17 protein-coding genes are annotated in these 14,303 nt (G+C 66.5%); 6 read left to right on the plus strand and 11 right to left on the minus strand.

The features are described 5' to 3' along the window. Nucleotides 1-48 precede the first annotated feature (48 nt). The 3 genes from rpmB to ACTIFJ_RS00975 form a co-directional block, all read right to left on the minus strand. Complete coding sequence (gene rpmB / locus ACTIFJ_RS00965) at nucleotides 49-351, minus strand: 50S ribosomal protein L28 (protein WP_439532202.1); 303 nt, start codon at nucleotides 349-351, stop codon at nucleotides 49-51. A gap of 135 nt (nucleotides 352-486) precedes the next feature. Next, on the minus strand, nucleotides 487-1,179 hold the full coding sequence (locus ACTIFJ_RS00970) for an LrgB family protein (protein WP_439532203.1): 693 nt from the start codon (nucleotides 1,177-1,179) through the stop codon (nucleotides 487-489). Beyond that, complete coding sequence (locus tag ACTIFJ_RS00975) at nucleotides 1,176-1,538, minus strand: CidA/LrgA family protein (protein ID WP_439532204.1); 363 nt, start codon at nucleotides 1,536-1,538, stop codon at nucleotides 1,176-1,178. The genes ACTIFJ_RS00970 and ACTIFJ_RS00975 overlap by 4 nt, the downstream gene beginning before the upstream one ends. A gap of 71 nt (nucleotides 1,539-1,609) precedes the next feature. On the opposite strand from ACTIFJ_RS00975, the gene ACTIFJ_RS00980 reads away from it, so the two are divergent. After that, nucleotides 1,610-1,894, plus strand: coding sequence for a YciI family protein (locus tag ACTIFJ_RS00980; RefSeq protein WP_439532205.1), 285 nt, complete (start codon nucleotides 1,610-1,612; stop codon nucleotides 1,892-1,894). A gap of 6 nt (nucleotides 1,895-1,900) precedes the next feature. Here the strand turns inward: ACTIFJ_RS00980 and ptsP are convergent, their stop codons facing one another. The 3 genes from ptsP to ACTIFJ_RS00995 are packed head-to-tail and all read right to left on the minus strand — an operon-like array spanning nucleotide 1,901 to nucleotide 6,474. Further along, nucleotides 1,901-4,165, minus strand: a complete 2,265-nt coding sequence (gene ptsP, locus ACTIFJ_RS00985; protein WP_439532206.1) for a phosphoenolpyruvate--protein phosphotransferase — start codon at nucleotides 4,163-4,165, stop codon at nucleotides 1,901-1,903. A gap of 9 nt (nucleotides 4,166-4,174) precedes the next feature. Continuing rightward, a complete protein-coding gene (locus ACTIFJ_RS00990; protein WP_439532207.1) occupies nucleotides 4,175-5,200 on the minus strand; it encodes an NAD(P)H-dependent flavin oxidoreductase in 1,026 nt (341 codons plus the stop codon). Then, nucleotides 5,197-6,474 (minus strand): aspartate kinase, encoded by a 1,278-nt coding sequence (locus tag ACTIFJ_RS00995; protein WP_439532208.1) that lies wholly within the window; start codon nucleotides 6,472-6,474, stop codon nucleotides 5,197-5,199. Before ACTIFJ_RS00995 ends, ACTIFJ_RS00990 begins: the two co-directional genes overlap by 4 nt. A gap of 129 nt (nucleotides 6,475-6,603) precedes the next feature. On the opposite strand from ACTIFJ_RS00995, the gene ubiG reads away from it, so the two are divergent. Further along, entirely contained in the window at nucleotides 6,604-7,374 is a 771-nt protein-coding gene (ubiG, locus tag ACTIFJ_RS01000) for a bifunctional 2-polyprenyl-6-hydroxyphenol methylase/3-demethylubiquinol 3-O-methyltransferase UbiG (protein WP_439532220.1), read from the plus strand. Here ubiG and ACTIFJ_RS01005 read toward each other — a convergent pair. The 3 genes from ACTIFJ_RS01005 to ACTIFJ_RS01015 form a co-directional block, all read right to left on the minus strand. Continuing rightward, complete coding sequence (locus ACTIFJ_RS01005; protein ID WP_439532209.1) at nucleotides 7,343-7,846, minus strand: RcnB family protein; 504 nt, start codon at nucleotides 7,844-7,846, stop codon at nucleotides 7,343-7,345. The genes ubiG and ACTIFJ_RS01005 overlap by 32 nt on opposite strands. A gap of 123 nt (nucleotides 7,847-7,969) precedes the next feature. Then, nucleotides 7,970-8,767, minus strand: a complete 798-nt coding sequence (locus tag ACTIFJ_RS01010; protein WP_439532210.1) for a LytR/AlgR family response regulator transcription factor — start codon at nucleotides 8,765-8,767, stop codon at nucleotides 7,970-7,972. 14 nt (nucleotides 8,768-8,781) lie between these two features. Beyond that, the gene (locus ACTIFJ_RS01015; protein WP_439532221.1) at nucleotides 8,782-9,981 is read right to left on the minus strand and encodes a sensor histidine kinase; all 1,200 of its coding nucleotides are present in this window, start codon (nucleotides 9,979-9,981) and stop codon (nucleotides 8,782-8,784) included. Between the two features lie 70 nt (nucleotides 9,982-10,051). On the opposite strand from ACTIFJ_RS01015, the gene ACTIFJ_RS01020 reads away from it, so the two are divergent. Together ACTIFJ_RS01020 and ACTIFJ_RS01025 are read left to right on the plus strand one after the other, a co-directional pair. Beyond that, entirely contained in the window at nucleotides 10,052-10,672 is a 621-nt protein-coding gene (locus ACTIFJ_RS01020) for a DNA-3-methyladenine glycosylase family protein (protein ID WP_439532211.1), read from the plus strand. Then, entirely contained in the window at nucleotides 10,669-11,508 is an 840-nt protein-coding gene (locus ACTIFJ_RS01025; RefSeq protein WP_439532212.1) for a TrmH family RNA methyltransferase, read from the plus strand. The genes ACTIFJ_RS01020 and ACTIFJ_RS01025 overlap by 4 nt, the downstream gene beginning before the upstream one ends. Here the strand turns inward: ACTIFJ_RS01025 and ACTIFJ_RS01030 are convergent. Next, complete coding sequence (locus ACTIFJ_RS01030) at nucleotides 11,460-12,020, minus strand: cysteine dioxygenase (protein ID WP_439532213.1); 561 nt, start codon at nucleotides 12,018-12,020, stop codon at nucleotides 11,460-11,462. The two genes, ACTIFJ_RS01025 and ACTIFJ_RS01030, sit on opposite strands and share 49 nt — an antisense overlap. A gap of 115 nt (nucleotides 12,021-12,135) precedes the next feature. On the opposite strand from ACTIFJ_RS01030, the gene ACTIFJ_RS01035 reads away from it, so the two are divergent. Together ACTIFJ_RS01035 and ACTIFJ_RS01040 are read left to right on the plus strand one after the other, a co-directional pair. Beyond that, nucleotides 12,136-13,011, plus strand: coding sequence for an SDR family NAD(P)-dependent oxidoreductase (locus ACTIFJ_RS01035; RefSeq protein ID WP_439532214.1), 876 nt, complete (start codon nucleotides 12,136-12,138; stop codon nucleotides 13,009-13,011). A gap of 89 nt (nucleotides 13,012-13,100) precedes the next feature. Beyond that, nucleotides 13,101-14,048 (plus strand): DUF1838 family protein, encoded by a 948-nt coding sequence (locus ACTIFJ_RS01040; RefSeq protein ID WP_439532215.1) that lies wholly within the window; start codon nucleotides 13,101-13,103, stop codon nucleotides 14,046-14,048. Nucleotides 14,049-14,080: 32 nt separating this feature from the next. Here ACTIFJ_RS01040 and ACTIFJ_RS01045 read toward each other — a convergent pair. Next, a partial coding sequence (locus tag ACTIFJ_RS01045; RefSeq protein WP_439532216.1) for a hypothetical protein occupies nucleotides 14,081-14,303 on the minus strand: 223 nt, incomplete at its 5' end.

The raw sequence follows: 14,303 nt of genomic DNA on the forward strand, positions 1-14,303 counted from the left end.
CGGCCCGGGAAACCCGGGCCGCTGGTCGATTCGAATCGGCAGTGAGGCTCAGGCGGCCGCGCTGTCCTTCGGCGTCAGCTTCTTGGCGATCTCGCGCTTCAGCTTCTGGGCGCGGGTACTGAGCAGGTCAGCCTTGGTCTTGATCAGCCAGTTGTCGAGGCCCCCAACATGCTCCACCGAGCGCAGGCCGTTGGTGGAGACGCGAAGGCGCACCGAGCGACCGAGGGCGTCGGAGATCAGCGTCACATTCTGCAGATTGGGCAGGAAGGTGCGCTTGGTCTTGTTGTTGGCGTGGGACACGTTGTTCCCAACCATGCGGCCCTTGGCAGTGAGTTCGCATACGCGCGACATGATGAACGTCCTTAGCTTGATCGGCGACTTGTCTGCATGGCCCGGCCTGCAGGCAGGCGAGCGAAGAGGGCGCATTAGCGGAGGGCGGCTCGCGGGTCAACCGCCGCGCCCGGCTAATATCGGCACAGGGTTGCTCTAGCCCGCCAGCATCTGCCAAACCAGCGGCAGAAGGACGGCGGCGGTCAGGCCGGCGGTGACCAGCGCCATGATCGCCAGGCCGCCGCGCTGGGGGTCCTGGCGGATCGCATATTCGCTGCCGACGAGATGGCCGGAGACACCCAGCGCCAGCGCACGGGCATCGCGGTCGCGCAGGCCGAGTCGGTTGAACAGCGGCGGCGCCAGCATCGCGGCGATCACTCCGGTGGCAACCGACAGGGCGGCCGGCAGCGCGACCGGCGCATTGAGGCGGCCGAGAATGGTGATCAGGAATGGCGAGGAGATGGTCTTGGTCGCCAGCGCGGTGATGAGCAGGGGGTCGAGACCCAGCAGCCGGGCCATCCCCCAGGCAATGCCGAGGCCGAAAATGGTGCCGCCGAGGATGGCGATCAGTGCGGGGCGGGCGCGGCCGGCGAGCAGTGGGCGGACGACATCGGCGACGGCGGCGAGCGCCACGATCGCCGGGCCGAGCGCCCAGCCCAGCGGCGCTGCCAGCCGCTGGAAGGTCGCGATCGGCACGCCAGTGGCCGCGAGCACTCCGATGACCGTCAGGGCGGCGGCCAGGACCGGGTTTGCCCAGGCGGGATGACCGAGCCGGGCCGACAGGCGGCGCATCAGTGCGAAGACTGTCAGGACGGCCAGGCAGGTGCCGGCGCTGGACAGCAGGGTCATCGGCGGACCAGCCAGGCATAGAGCAGGCCGGTGACCAAAGCGGTGGCCAGCGTCGTGCTGACCATCAACAGCAGTAGCGGCGCCCAGGCGGCGGCCAGCATTGCGACATGGACGGTGAGACCGACCAGCACCGGAACGAGCATGGCGCCGAGCCAGCGGGCCAGCATCAGCGCGCCGGGCCGGCTCCAGTCGACGGCGCGCTGACTCGCCAGCCACAGTGCATAGACCAGCAGGCCGATGATCGGGCCGGCGAGTGGCAGCGCCAGCACGGTCACCAGCGCTTCGCCGGCTATCGCCAGCACGACGCACAGGGCGATGCCTGGCACCACAGCGAGCAGCGAATGTTGCGGACCCGTCACGCGGGGACTTTCCGCTGCGCCGCTGGCGGTCTAGGCTCGGGGCTCGCGGTAATGGTCGTACAAGGTTCAGAATGCCCTATTTTGCCATACATTGCATCGACAAGCCGGATTCGGCGGAGTTGAGGCTCGCCAATCGGCCAGCGCACCTGGCGCATATCGCGGCGATGGGGGAAGCCGTCCTGGTCGCGGGTCCATTGCTGCGGCCCGATGGGCGCGCTATGGGATCGTTGCTGATCATCGACTTCGACGACCGCGATGCAGCGATCGCGTTTGCTACCAACGATCCCTATCATCAGGTCGGGCTATTCGAGAGCCGGTCGGTTACGAATTGGCACAAGGTCATTCCGGCCGCCTGAGGGCATTCAGCCAAGATCGATCCCCTGCTCGCTGGCCAGCGCGCTTAAACAGGCGCGGACATCGCTTCCCGGCGCGTCGAGCCAGCCCTGCATCGCCTCGGTGATGACGGCCAGATCGGTGGAGCGGACCATGGCCTTGACCGGCCCGATGCCGGCCGGCGTGATCGACAGCCGGTCGATGCCGATCGCCAGCAAGGCCAGCGCCTCCAGCGGGCGTCCGCCCATTTCTCCACAAACGGTCACGGGTTTGCCCGCGGCGCCGGCGGCGCGGACGATCCGGCGCAGAACGCGCAGGATCGCCGGCGACAGCCAGTCGTAGCGGTCGGCAAGCCGGGGGTTGGCGCGATCGGCGGCGAACAGGAACTGGGTGAGGTCATTGGTGCCGACCGAGACGAAATCGGTCATTGGCAGCAGGTGATCGAGCACCTCGATCAGTGCCGGCACCTCGATCATCGCGCCATAGGCGACACGGGAGGGCAATGGATGGCCTTGACGAGCGAGCAGTGCGCGCTGGGCTTCGACCAGTGCCTTCGCCTCGGCGAACTCCCAGGGCTCGCTGACCATCGGGAACATCACGTTGAGCGTGCGCCCGGCGGCGGCCTGCAGTAGGGCGCGTGCCTGGACCTTCATCAGCCCGGTGCGGCCGAGCGCGAGTCGCAGCGCCCGCCAGCCCATCGCTGGATTTTCGTCATCCTCGCCGCCGGACAGATAGGGCACCGTCTTGTCGCCGCCGATGTCAACGGTGCGGAAAACCACCGGGCGGTCCCCTGCAGCATCGAGCACATGCTTGTAGAGTGCCTGCTGGCGCTCACGGCGGGGCAATGTGGCGGAGACCAGGAACTGGAATTCGGTGCGGAACAGGCCGATGCCGTCGGCACCGGTCTGGTCCAGCGCCTGCGTGTCATCGGCAAGGCCGGCATTCATCATCACCTCGATGCGGCGCCCATCGCGGCTGACCGCGGGCAGGTCGCGCAGCCGGGCGAAACTTTCGGCACGCCGCGCGCGCGCCTCGCTCATCTCGGTATAGCCCTTGATCATCGCCGCCTGCGGCCGCAGCAGCAGCATGCCATTGCCGGCATCGACGATCAGCTCGTCGCCTTCGCTGACCTGACCGAACAGCTCCGGCACCCGGCCGAGCATCGGCACCCCCATCGCACGGGCGACGATGGTGACATGGGCGGTCAGGCTGCCCTCCTCAAGCACGACGCCCTTGAGGAAGCGGCGGTCATATTCGAGCAGCTCTGCCGGCCCGAGGTTGCGAGCCAGCAGGATGGTGTCGCCGGGCAGGCCCATCTGGGCGGCGGTGCCGAGCTGGCCGGAGACGATGCGCAGCAGACGGTTGGCGAGATCATCGAGGTCGGCGAGGCGCTCGCGCAAATAGGGGTCTTCGATCGAGCGCATCCGGGCGCGGGTGCGGGCCTGGACCCGGTCGATGGCGGCCTCGGCGGTGAGGCCGGTGTCGATCGCCTCGTTGATGCGGCGCAGCCAGCCCTCGTCATAGGCGAACATCTTGTAGGTCTCGAGCACCTCCTGGTGATCGCCGCCGGCCGAGAATTCGGCGGTGCCCATCATCGCATCGATCTGCTGTCGCAGGCGGAGGAAGCCGGTCTGGACCCGGTTGCGCTCGGCCTCGACGTCATCGGCCATGGTGTGCTCGATGATGACGCGCGGCTGATGGAACACGGCGACGCCGCGCGCCAGCCCGTCGACGAGGCGAAGGCCCTGCAGGCGGCCGGGCAATGTGTTGGTGGCGCGGGCGCGGGCCGCCTCGGCATCATCGACCATGCCGGCGCCGTGAATCAGTTCGGACAGCGCCATGGCGACCGTCTGCAGCGCCTCTATCTCGACATCGTCATAGTCGCGCGGCTCGCGGTGCTGGACGGCGAGAACGCCAATGGCGGCCTCGCGGCGGACGATCGGCACCCCCGCGAGGCTGTGATAAAGCTCCTCGCCGGTTTCCGGGCGATAGGCGAAATCCGGATGCTCGCGCGCCTCGGCGAGGTTCAGCGGCTCGCGGGTGGCCGCGATGACGCCGATCAGCCCCTGGCCCATGGCGAGTCGGGTAACATGGACGGCAGCCTGGCTCAGCCCCTGGGTGGCATAAAGCTCGAGCATCCCGTCGCGCAGCAGATAGATCGAGGCGACTTCGCTGGACAGCGCCTGGGCAATGATACGGACGACTTGCCCCAGCTTGGCCTCGGCACCGGTACGCGACGCCATGACCTCGTGGAGGCGGCGAAGGATTTCACGGGCGGCGTTGGCCGGCGGCATCAGCCCTCCTTACGCCGCTGCGAACGCGATGGGGGGTGCACGCGTGGCCAGTGCGCCATTTGCCTCGGTGACCAGGTCCTGGATAATCTCGGCGACCGATTGCTCATGGGTGACCATCCCGACCGACTGGCCGGCCATCAGCGAGCCGCCCTCGACATCGCCATCGATCACCGCGCGACGGAGAGCCCCGGCCCAGTAATGCTCGATCGCCAGCTGGGCGGCGGGCAGGTCGACCTCGCCGGCATCAAGTTTTTCGGCCATCTCGCGCTGCTTGGCAATGAACGCCTCGGCCCCGGAATTCTTGAGGGCGCGCACCGGGATCACCGGCAGCCGTGGATCGAGCTGGACGCTGGCGATGGCATCGCGCGCCGAGGCGCGGAAGAACGCCTTCTTGAAGGCCGGATGGGCGATACTCTCGGTCGCCGCCGCAAAACGAGTGCCGAGCTGGACGCCCGACGCGCCCATCTGCGCCCACAGCGCTACCGCATTGCCCCGCCCGATGCCGCCGGCGACGAACACCGGGACGTCAGTGATGACCGGCAATATCTCCTGCGCCAGTACCGAAAGCGACACCGGTCCGATATGGCCGCCGGCCTCCGAGCCCTCGATGATCAGCGCATCGGCGCCCGAACGGACCAGTTTCTTGGCCAGCGCCGCCGTGGGGGCGAAACAGATCAGCTTGGCGCCGCCCGCCTTGATCGCCTCGATGGCAGCCCCCGACGGCAGTCCGCCGGCAAGCACGATGTGGGTAACGCCGTGATTGCCGCAGACAGCGATCAGCTCCATCAACTGCGGGTGCATGGTGATCAGGTTGACGCCGAACGGCTTGTCGGTGAGCGCGCGGGTGGCAGCGATCTCGGCATCGAGCAGCGCCGGGGTCATGGCGCCACAGGCGATGACGCCGAACCCGCCGGCATTGGAGATGGCGCTGACCAGATTGCGCTCGCTGACCCAGCTCATCGCGCCAGCCATGATCGCATGGCGGCTGCCGAGCAGGGCGCGCCCGCGTGCGGTCAACTGATCGAGCTGGCTCATGCCACCGGTTCCAGCAGGTCGGTTTCGGGCGCGTCGAGGCCATAGGCGGTGTGGAGCACGCGGACCGCGAGCTCGACATATTCCTCGGCGATGATCACGCTGATCTTGATCTCGGAGGTGGTGATCGCCTGGATGTTGATGCCGCGCGCCGCCAGCGCCTCGAACATGGTGACGGCCACCCCGGCATGGCTGCGCATGCCGACACCGACGACGCTGACCTTGGCCACTGCAGGATCGGAAAGCACGTCACGATGCTTGATGTCGGCGCGGGCGCGCTCCAGCACGTCGAGGCTGAGCGGCAACTGGGCGCGTGGCACAGTGAAGGTAACGTCGGTATGGCCCTCGCCGCCCGCACCGACGCCTGTTCCGATGTTCTGGACGATCATGTCGACATTGATGGCGGCCGCGGCGAGCGGCCCGAAGATGGCGGCGACGACACCCGGCCGGTCCGGCACGCCGACGAGCGTGACCTTGGCCTCGTTCCGGTCATAGGCGACACCGGCAATCAGTTCCCGTTCCATTTCGCTATCCTCATCCTCGACCATCGTGCCTGGCGCGTCGCTGAAACTCGACAGCACCTGGACGCGGACCTTTTCCTTCATCGCCAATTCGACCGACCGGGTCTGCAGCACCTTGGCGCCGACGCTGGCCAGTTCCAGCATCTCCTCATAAGTGATGCGCGGCAGCTTGCGGGCGCGGGGCACAATCCGCGGGTCGGTGGTATAGACGCCGTCGACATCGGTATAGATGTCGCAGCGCTCGGCCTTGAGCGCCGCGGCCAGCGCCACCGCCGAGGTGTCCGAGCCCCCCCGGCCGAGCGTGGTGACGCGACCGAGGCTGTCGAGCCCCTGGAATCCGGGCACGACAGCGACTTCACCCGATGCCATGGCGGCGAGGATTGCGCGAGTGTCGATCGATTCGATGCGCGCGGACGCATGGGCGCTCGAGGTCTGCACCGGAAGCTGCCAGCCGAGCCAGCTACGCGCCTTGATCCCCATCGCCTGCAGCGTGATCGCCAGCAACCCCGAGGTGATCTGCTCGCCGGCGGCGACGACGACATCATATTCCTTGCGATCGGCGATCGCGCTGCCGCCCGAGGCGGCGGCCTCGCGGGTGAAGCCAATCAGTCGGTCGGTTTCGCCGGCCATCGCCGACACGACGACGGCGATCTGGTGCCCGGCTTCCACGGCGGCTTTGACGCGCGTCGCCACATTGTGGATGCGCTCGGCGCCTGCCATCGAGGTGCCCCCGAATTTCATCACGATCAGCGCCATGGTCGGCTGCCCGGTCCTTGTATTCTTTGCCAGCCAGCATGACGGGCCTAGCCACTTAGAAACGCGAGGGCGGCTTGGCAAGCAAGGCGCCGCATGGCGGCAAGCGTCAAAGCGGACTATGGTGCCGAAATGACTTCACAGGCCTTGTCCGAGACTCCGAACAGCATTGCACCGGCGGAAGCCGCCTTTTTCGGCGCGCTCGCCGGAGACTGGTGGAACCCGCGTGGTAGTTCAGCAATGCTGCACCGGATCACGCCGGTGCGCTCGGCCTTTATCCGTGACCAGGCGGCGGCGCACTTCGGGGTGTCGGGACGCAGCCGGCGGCCACTCGCCGGGCTGGCGGCGCTCGATATCGGTTGTGGTGCCGGTTTGATGGCCGAGCCTCTGGCGCGGATGGGCGCGGCGGTGACGGCGATCGACGCGGCACCGGAGAATATCGCGGTGGCCAGCGCCCATGCTGCCGCTCAGGGTCTGTCGATCGATTATCAGTGCCAGTCCGTCGAGTCGCTGGCAGCGACCGGGGCCCGGTTCGACCTGATCACGGTCTTGGAGGTAATCGAGCATGTCGAGCGGCGAGATGCCTTCCTGCAAGCGATCACGTCGCTGCTGGCACCGGGTGGGCTGCTGGTGATGAGCACGCCGAACCGCACGCCGGCCAGTTGGGCGGTGCTGATTGCCGGCGCCGAGTGGATCGCTCGGACCATCCCGCGCGGCGCCCATCAGTGGCAGCGTTTCATGACGCCGGCCGAATTGGAGGAGGCGCTGGTTCATGCCGGGCTCGTGGTGGGGATTGTGACCGGGCTGAGCTGGCGTCCTGGCCCCGGCTTTGTGATTGGCCAGGACACCAGTCTCGATTATTTCATAGCGGCTACCAAAGGCCGCGGACCGCCTGCAGGATGAGCCCATTGGCGCTGTTGATCATCAGCGCATCAGGACCGACGCGAACCCAGCGGGCGCCGCGATTGGCGGGCGGCAGCCGGTAGATGTTCGGCTGGGCGATCCAATAGGGTTGGCCGAAATAAGCCTGCGGCAGGCGGTTTCCGACGCCCCAGGCCTGATAGCGGGCGCCGCGCGGATAGACATAGCGGGGTGCCTGGAAGCGCTGCCCGGCCCAGCGCCAGTCGTCGCGTCCAACCGAGCGCCATTGCCGCTGGTCCCGATACCAATTGTTCTGGTCGCGTCGGACATCCTGGCGGAAGTCGCGGCGATCTTCACGGCGCTCTTCACGGAAATCGCGGCGATCATCACGACGATCGTCGCGAAACTCCTGTCGGTCCTCGCGCCATTCCTGCCTATCGTTGCCTCGCTGCTGCGCCATCACCGGGCCAGCGAGCATCGTGGCGGCCATTATCCCAACTATCAGCGTGCGCATCACTTGCCTCCTTGCTCGACCGCATCGGACTTACCGATGGGCGATGATGCAAGAATGCCTGCGATTCGGTGAACCAGTTCTGAAACCAGCGGAAAGCTAGCGTTCAGATCGTCCGGCCTGTGATTACAGAAAGCGCGCAACCACTTCCCGATAGGATCTGGATACTTTCACCTGGGTATTTGACCCAAGAACCAGGAAGCATTCACCATTGGTGTGCGGCTTGACGCTCTTGATATTGTCGAGGTTAACGATTGTCGATCGATGGATGCGCTGGAATTTGCGCGGATCGAGGCGCTTTTCCAGATCCTTCATCGTCTCGCGCAGGATCAGCGTCTGGTCAGCGGTGTAGATGCACATATAGTCGCCGGCGGCGTCAATCCGCTCGATATCGTCGACGTCGACGCGGAAGATCTGGCCGCGATCCTTGATGTTGAGGGTCTTTTCATAACGGCTTGCGGCAGGCTGGTCGGCCTCACCCATGGTCGCAGGCACCGCATCAGGCGCCAGTTCGCTGAGGATGCCCTGCAGCCGGGCCTTGTCCTCGCTCGATCGGCGCTCGGACAGCCGCTGGCGGACGCGCTCGATGGTCGCCGCGAGCCGGTCATCCTCGACCGGCTTGAGCAGATAATCGACTGCATGGGCCTCGAACGCCTTCAGCGCGTGTTGCTGGAACGCGGTGACGAAGACGAACAGCGGCGGTTCGATATCGGCCAGTCCGGAGATGACCGAAAAACCATCGAAGCCCGGCATCTGGATGTCCAGAAACACCAGATCGGGCTTCAGGGTCTTGATCGCCCGGATTGCCTCACGGCCATTGGCGCAGCGTTCGACAATCTCGATGTCGTCGAAGGCCTGAAGTCGCAGCTCGAGGCCCTGGATGGCAAGAGGCTCGTCATCGACGAGGATGGTGGTGATCGGCATGAATTTTCGGCCCTTCAGCTGGCCACGACGCTGGGCGTCGTGGCGAGGGGTGCCCCCACGGTGTCGGTGTTCAGATTGTCGAAACTTCTGAGATCGTCTCTGGTTTCGTCCCTGGCACGGTCGCCTGTCATCACCTGATATGGAATGTCGATCAACACGATCAACCCATGCGGCTCATTTTCTGCCAGTTCGAAGCGATGATCGGGACCATAGGCCTGGATCAGCCGCTCGCGGATATTGGCGATGCCGACATTGGTGCTCGCGGTGGTCGATTCGGATTCGCCGGCTGGGGGTCCGCCCGCGAGGCCCGGCCCGGTGTCGGCAATGGTCAGTACCAGCCGGTCGTCCATCCGCCGCGCGTCGATCAGGATATCGGCGCCGTCCTCGGACGGGGTGACCGCATATTTGATGGCATTCTCGACAATCGGTTGGAGCAGCAGCGAGGGCAGCCTGGCCTGCATCACCTCGTCGGCGATATCGAAGCGGGTGCGCAGCCGGTCCTCGAACCGGGTCCGCTCGATGTCGAGGTAAAGCTTCAACGCCTCGGCCTCCTGAGCCACGGTCGCCAGCCCCTCGCGCTCGCCGACGAGGCTGTAGCGCAAGAAGGAAGCGAGGCGAGACAGCATGGCGTTGGCGCGCTCGGTCTGGCGCATCAGCACCAGCGTCGAGATCGAATTGAGCGTATTGAACAGAAAATGCGGGTTGAGCTGGTAGCGCAGCATTTCGAGCTGGGCGCTGTTGGCCTGACGGGCGATATTGACCATCCGCTCGGACTGGGCAGCCAGCAGCAGATAATAGTTGATGCCAAAGTACAGGCCCGTCCATGCGCCCAGCACCGAGAAATCGAGCAGGATCGCGCCGAGGAACTCGATACCCTGCGGCGTCCAGCCCGGCTCGTAGAAGGTGGCATGCGCCCAGACCTCGAGCACCGAAAAAATACCGGCAGCGACGCCAAGCACGACAAGGGTCAGCGTCCAGACATAGAGCGGCTTCATAACGATGATCCGCCGGTAGGCGGCGGCCATCAGCAGAGTGAGCGAGAATCCCGTGGCGGTGACAATCATCGCCGGCAGGATGAAGCTGAGCCCCATGCGGTTGGCGAGGCCCGACAGCGCCCGCAGCAGCAGATAGGCGATCCAGCCGGCGCTTTGGAGCGTCCAGAAGGCGCGGTTCTTGTCCTGGAAGAACCCGGGGCGGCGTGGCTCGTCGATCATCGGACCGTCTTCATAGACCAGGCGGAAGCCTCTGGCCATGTTCGCAGCCAACCCTTAACGAATGGCCGCCATGGGCCTTGATGCACCCACTCTCGAGGCCGCAATGCAGAGGCTGGCGGCCGCCGACCCGCGGCTCGCGGCTGCGATAGGGGCTGCCGGCCCGCCGGCGCCGCGCCGCTCGCCGCGTGGTGTGGCGACGCTGTTGCGGGCTATCATCGGTCAGCAGGTCTCGGTGGCGGCAGCCAGCGCCATCTGGGGGCGGCTGGAGGCAGCCTGCGGCGGGGATGCGGCGGACTTGGCGCGGCTGGCCGCCTTATCGCCCGAGGCGCTGCGCGCAGCCGGGCTCTCGGGCCAGAAGGCCGGTTATGTGCGGGCGCTGGCCGAGGCCGTGCTGTCGGGCCAGCTCGATGTCGACGCCCTGCCGGCCGATGACGAGGCAGCGATCGCCGCGCTGACGGCGGTGAAGGGGATCGGACGCTGGACAGCGGAAATCTACCTGCTGTTCGCCGAGGGGCGTGCCGACGTGTTTCCCGCCGGAGACCTGGCCGTGCAGATCAGTGTAGGCCGCCTGATGGGCCTGGACGCGCGGCCGGGTGAGGCGATGACGCGGCAGCTGGCGCTGCCGTTCAGCCCGGACCGGGGCGCTCTGGCGATCTTCTGCTGGCACCAGTACAACATCAAGCCGATATGACCCTTCACGAAATCACCAGCCCGGCCAACCCGCTGATCAAGCGGCTGAAGAGCCTGTCCGACAAGCGGGCTCGGCGTGAAGAAGGGCTTTTTCTCGGGGAAGGGCTGCGAGTTTGCACCGAGGCGCTGGCGGCCGGGTACGTGCCGGCGATGCTGGCGATCACCCCCGAAGCCGAGGCGCATCCGCTCGGCCAGCAGCTGGTCCATGCGACGCGCGCCGGCGGCGGCCAGGCGATGCGGGTGCCGCGCGATCTGGTCAGCCGGATTACCGGCAAGGACAATGCGCAGGGCGTGGTGGCGGCCTATCCGATTCCCGACACCTCGCTGGCGCGGCTGGAGCGGGACAGCGCCCCGCTATGGCTGGTCGCCGACAATCTGCGCGATCCCGGCAATCTGGGCACGATGCTGCGCAGCTGCGATGCCACCGGGGCCGGCGGGCTGATCCTTCTCGATGACTGCGCCGACCCGTTCAGCCTGGAGGCGGTCAGGGCGAGCATGGGCGCGGTGTTCAGCCGACAGATTGCCCGCGCCGGTGCCGATGCATTCTTCGCCTGGGTGCGGCAGGGCGCCGGCCAGGTCGTCGGCGCAGCGCTGGAGGGAAGGACTGTCGACTATCGCGCGCATCGCTTCGTGGCACCGGTCTTTCTGCTGATGGGCAATGAGCAGGCTGGGCTCCCCGAGGCTCATGTCGCCCGCTGCGATGCACTGGTGCGGCTGCCGATGAAGGGGACGGCGGACAGCCTCAACGTCGCCGTAGCCGCCGCCGTTTTGCTCTATGCGGCGCTCGATCAACTGGAGCCGCTGGCGAATGGCGGCGTGTCGGACTCATTGGCGTAGCCCGAGATGAAACCGGCGCGGGTTCCGTCCGGGCGATAGACGGTTCGCGGCCAACGGCCGATGTCTGTGCCGTAAACGTGGATGCTGACCGACACGCTGTTTGAGGCATTGGTGACCGCGTGCAGATCGTCTGCTGTAACTCCGGACACCGCTCCCGAAACAAGTGTTTCTGCCCCGCCATCTGGGACGGGACACCCGGAAACGTCCAGCCGGTAGCGCTGTTCGGTCTCGGCGCCGCGCAGCATGCCGACAAGGCCCCAGACGCCATGGTCGTGAATCGGTGTGCCCTGGCCCCGGTCCCATACAAAGCTGACGATCGAGGCGCGCGCGCCGGGATCGCGCCAGAGCAGATACTGTCGGTATTGCGGACCCGGACGGGCATAGGCGGTCGGCAACCAGTCATCGGTGCCGACCAGTTCGGCCAGCGCCGGCACCAGTGCGACAGGATCGCCGATGGGCAGGGCGGCGCCGAGATGCGCGATAAAGCGCTCAAGCCGGGGCGGGGCATCCATGGCCGCGAGCCTAGTCCATGACCCGGCCCTTTGCCCAGCCTGCGACCACTCCCGGCATCGGGGGGATGGCGCGCGCCACCGGCTGTGGCAGGGAGGGATAAAGGGAGACAAGACCATGAGCGACGCATCATTGAAGGGCCGCGCCATCATCATCACCGGGGGCGGGCGCGGGCTCGGCCGAGCCATGGCCGAAGCGCTGATCGATGCCGGTGCCGATCTGATGCTGACTGGCGCCCGTGAGGCTGACGAGCTCGAAGCCACTCGCCTGGCGCTGGCCGGCCGGGATGGCGGCCGATGCCTGGCGATGCTAGCCGACGTCGGCGATGCGGCCGCCTGCGACGCGGTGGCGGCGGCGACCGAAGCGGCATTCGGGCGGATCGATGTATTGTTCAACAATGCCGCGCGCAGCGGATCCAGTGTTCATCCCGGCGAGGGCTATCCCGATCACGCACGATTCTGGGAGGTCGATGTCGATGCGTATCGCGACCTTGTGCTGACCAATTTCGTCGGGCCGTTCATGATGACGCGCGCCGTGGCGCCCGGCATGGTGGCTCGCGGCTTCGGGCGGATCATCAATATCTCGACGTCGCGGCCGACGATGCTGTTCGCGCCCGGCGGCCCCTATGGGCCTGCCAAGGCCGGCCTTGAAGCGTCGAGCCGGATCTGGGCCCGGCAGCTGGAAGGCTCCGGCGTCACCGTCAACGTGCTGCTTCCCGGCGGGGCCGCCGATACGGCGCTGATTCCCGGCCCCGGTGTCGGTACCCGCGCCGCGCCGTGGAACCCTGCCGAGGGGCCATTCGTAGAAGGTCTGCATACCGGGCTGTTGCCGCCAGAGGTGATGGTGGCGCCGGCGCTGTGGCTCGCGTCCGACCTGTCGGATGGCGTCAATGGCCAGCGCTTCGTCGGCCGTAACTGGGATCCGGCGCGGCCCTGGGCTGAAGCCGCTGCGGTGGCGCGGGCCGCGACGATCGACGTGCCGCACATCATCTGACTGTCCGCCAGCCGGAGACTGCGAAACGGACGGATGCAGCCGCCGGCCGGCGGCGCATCATCGACATCCTGAGGCATGGGGAGTGCGAGATGGACAGGCGACAGATATTGACCGGTGGCAGCATGCTCGGGCTCGGCGCGATCCTGCCGATGCTCAGCCATGCGTCGATGGCGCAGACCGCTGCGGCCATGTCTGGCGGCAAGGGATTCGATCCCAATGATGCGACCCAGAATGCCGAAGTGCTGGCCCGGATGAACCTCGGCATCGATCCGGGCACCAATTATGGCTGGTTCAAGGGCCGCGTGTTCGCGGTGATCGGCGACGAGCAGGTCATCGAGCCGCTGTTCGATCTCGAGGGCTTCGGCGCCAACCGGATGGAATCGCTCGGCAACCATCGGTTCCGCAGCCTTCATCGCGAGGTCGGCTATTACAAGGATCTGCGCACGGGGCAGATCATGGAGGAATGGAAGAATCCGATGCTTGGCGGCGAGCTGGTAAAGGTCTCGCCGATCCATAATGATCCGGTCAATTCGGTTCTGGGGCCGACGATTGAGGCCAAGCTGGGCGAGGGCATGGTCACCGAATTTCCGCTGCGCCTGCCCTGGACGTTCATGGGCGACCTCGCCATGACCAGCTTCGATGTCAACACGCGCTGGAAGAACGTGCTCGATCCCAAGGAATGGCCGCGCGAAAGCGCCGGGACCGAATATGTCCGCGTCTCCGAATATCTGCAGTTCGTCGCGCAGCGCGCCGACCTCGAGAATTGGCGCAACCTGACCCGCATCCGCACCCATGGCGGCTGGCAGCGGATCGGTACCTGGCTGCCCTGGATGCTGATGGGGAACAAGCCCGGGCACCTGTTCTATCGCAGCCACACCAAATCGCTGGCCTCGGTCGACGAACTGCCCGCTGACATCCGCGCCTATACCGAGAAGAACTACCCGATCTTCATGACCGCGCCCGAGAAATGGGTCGAGCCCAATGTGACCAGCTTCGAGGTCTACAAGCTTGAGAACAAGCCGGTGCCGGTGAAGTAAATTTGCGGTCGGGGCCTTGGCCCGGACCCCGATTAGAGGACGGTCCTCGGTTCATGGGGTTCGGGGCCAAGGCCCCGGCTGCCGGAGGCCCTTTTCTCTGGCCGGAAATCCTCGGCGGCGGTCTGGTAATAGAGGTCTGTCAGATAGGTGATCGCGGCGTCGGGCGTTTCGCTCCAGCCGATCAGCTTCCAGCCAGAGGGGGTTTCAGCGAGCATGGCCAGCACATGGTTGAAGCCTCCCATGGCCTTGCTGCGG

It is taken from the genome of Polymorphobacter sp., from assembly GCF_051860865.1.
GTDB lineage: Bacteria > Pseudomonadota > Alphaproteobacteria > Sphingomonadales > Sphingomonadaceae > Sandarakinorhabdus.

Excerpts from the sequence above, each read along its gene's own strand:
- ACTIFJ_RS00970 (WP_439532203.1), bottom strand. The coding sequence starts at position 1,179 with ATGACCCTGCTGTCCAGCGCCGGCACCTGCCTGGCCGTCCTGACAGTC.
- ACTIFJ_RS01035 (WP_439532214.1), top strand. The coding sequence starts at position 12,136 with ATGAGCGACGCATCATTGAAGGGCCGCGCCATCATCATCACCGGGGGC.
- ACTIFJ_RS01040 (WP_439532215.1), top strand. The coding sequence starts at position 13,101 with ATGGACAGGCGACAGATATTGACCGGTGGCAGCATGCTCGGGCTCGGC.
- ACTIFJ_RS01015 (WP_439532221.1), bottom strand. The coding sequence starts at position 9,981 with ATGATCGACGAGCCACGCCGCCCCGGGTTCTTCCAGGACAAGAACCGC.
- ACTIFJ_RS01025 (WP_439532212.1), top strand. The coding sequence starts at position 10,669 with ATGACCCTTCACGAAATCACCAGCCCGGCCAACCCGCTGATCAAGCGG.
- ACTIFJ_RS00980 (WP_439532205.1), top strand. The coding sequence starts at position 1,610 with ATGCCCTATTTTGCCATACATTGCATCGACAAGCCGGATTCGGCGGAG.
- ACTIFJ_RS01010 (WP_439532210.1), bottom strand. The coding sequence starts at position 8,767 with ATGCCGATCACCACCATCCTCGTCGATGACGAGCCTCTTGCCATCCAG.
- ACTIFJ_RS01030 (WP_439532213.1), bottom strand. The coding sequence starts at position 12,020 with ATGGATGCCCCGCCCCGGCTTGAGCGCTTTATCGCGCATCTCGGCGCC.
- ACTIFJ_RS01020 (WP_439532211.1), top strand. The coding sequence starts at position 10,052 with ATGGGCCTTGATGCACCCACTCTCGAGGCCGCAATGCAGAGGCTGGCG.
- ACTIFJ_RS00995 (WP_439532208.1), bottom strand. The coding sequence starts at position 6,474 with ATGGCGCTGATCGTGATGAAATTCGGGGGCACCTCGATGGCAGGCGCC.
- ACTIFJ_RS01005 (WP_439532209.1), bottom strand. The coding sequence starts at position 7,846 with ATGCGCACGCTGATAGTTGGGATAATGGCCGCCACGATGCTCGCTGGC.
- ptsP (WP_439532206.1), bottom strand. The coding sequence starts at position 4,165 with ATGCCGCCGGCCAACGCCGCCCGTGAAATCCTTCGCCGCCTCCACGAG.
- ubiG (WP_439532220.1), top strand. The coding sequence starts at position 6,604 with ATGACTTCACAGGCCTTGTCCGAGACTCCGAACAGCATTGCACCGGCG.
- rpmB (WP_439532202.1), bottom strand. The coding sequence starts at position 351 with ATGTCGCGCGTATGCGAACTCACTGCCAAGGGCCGCATGGTTGGGAAC.
- ACTIFJ_RS00990 (WP_439532207.1), bottom strand. The coding sequence starts at position 5,200 with ATGAGCCAGCTCGATCAGTTGACCGCACGCGGGCGCGCCCTGCTCGGC.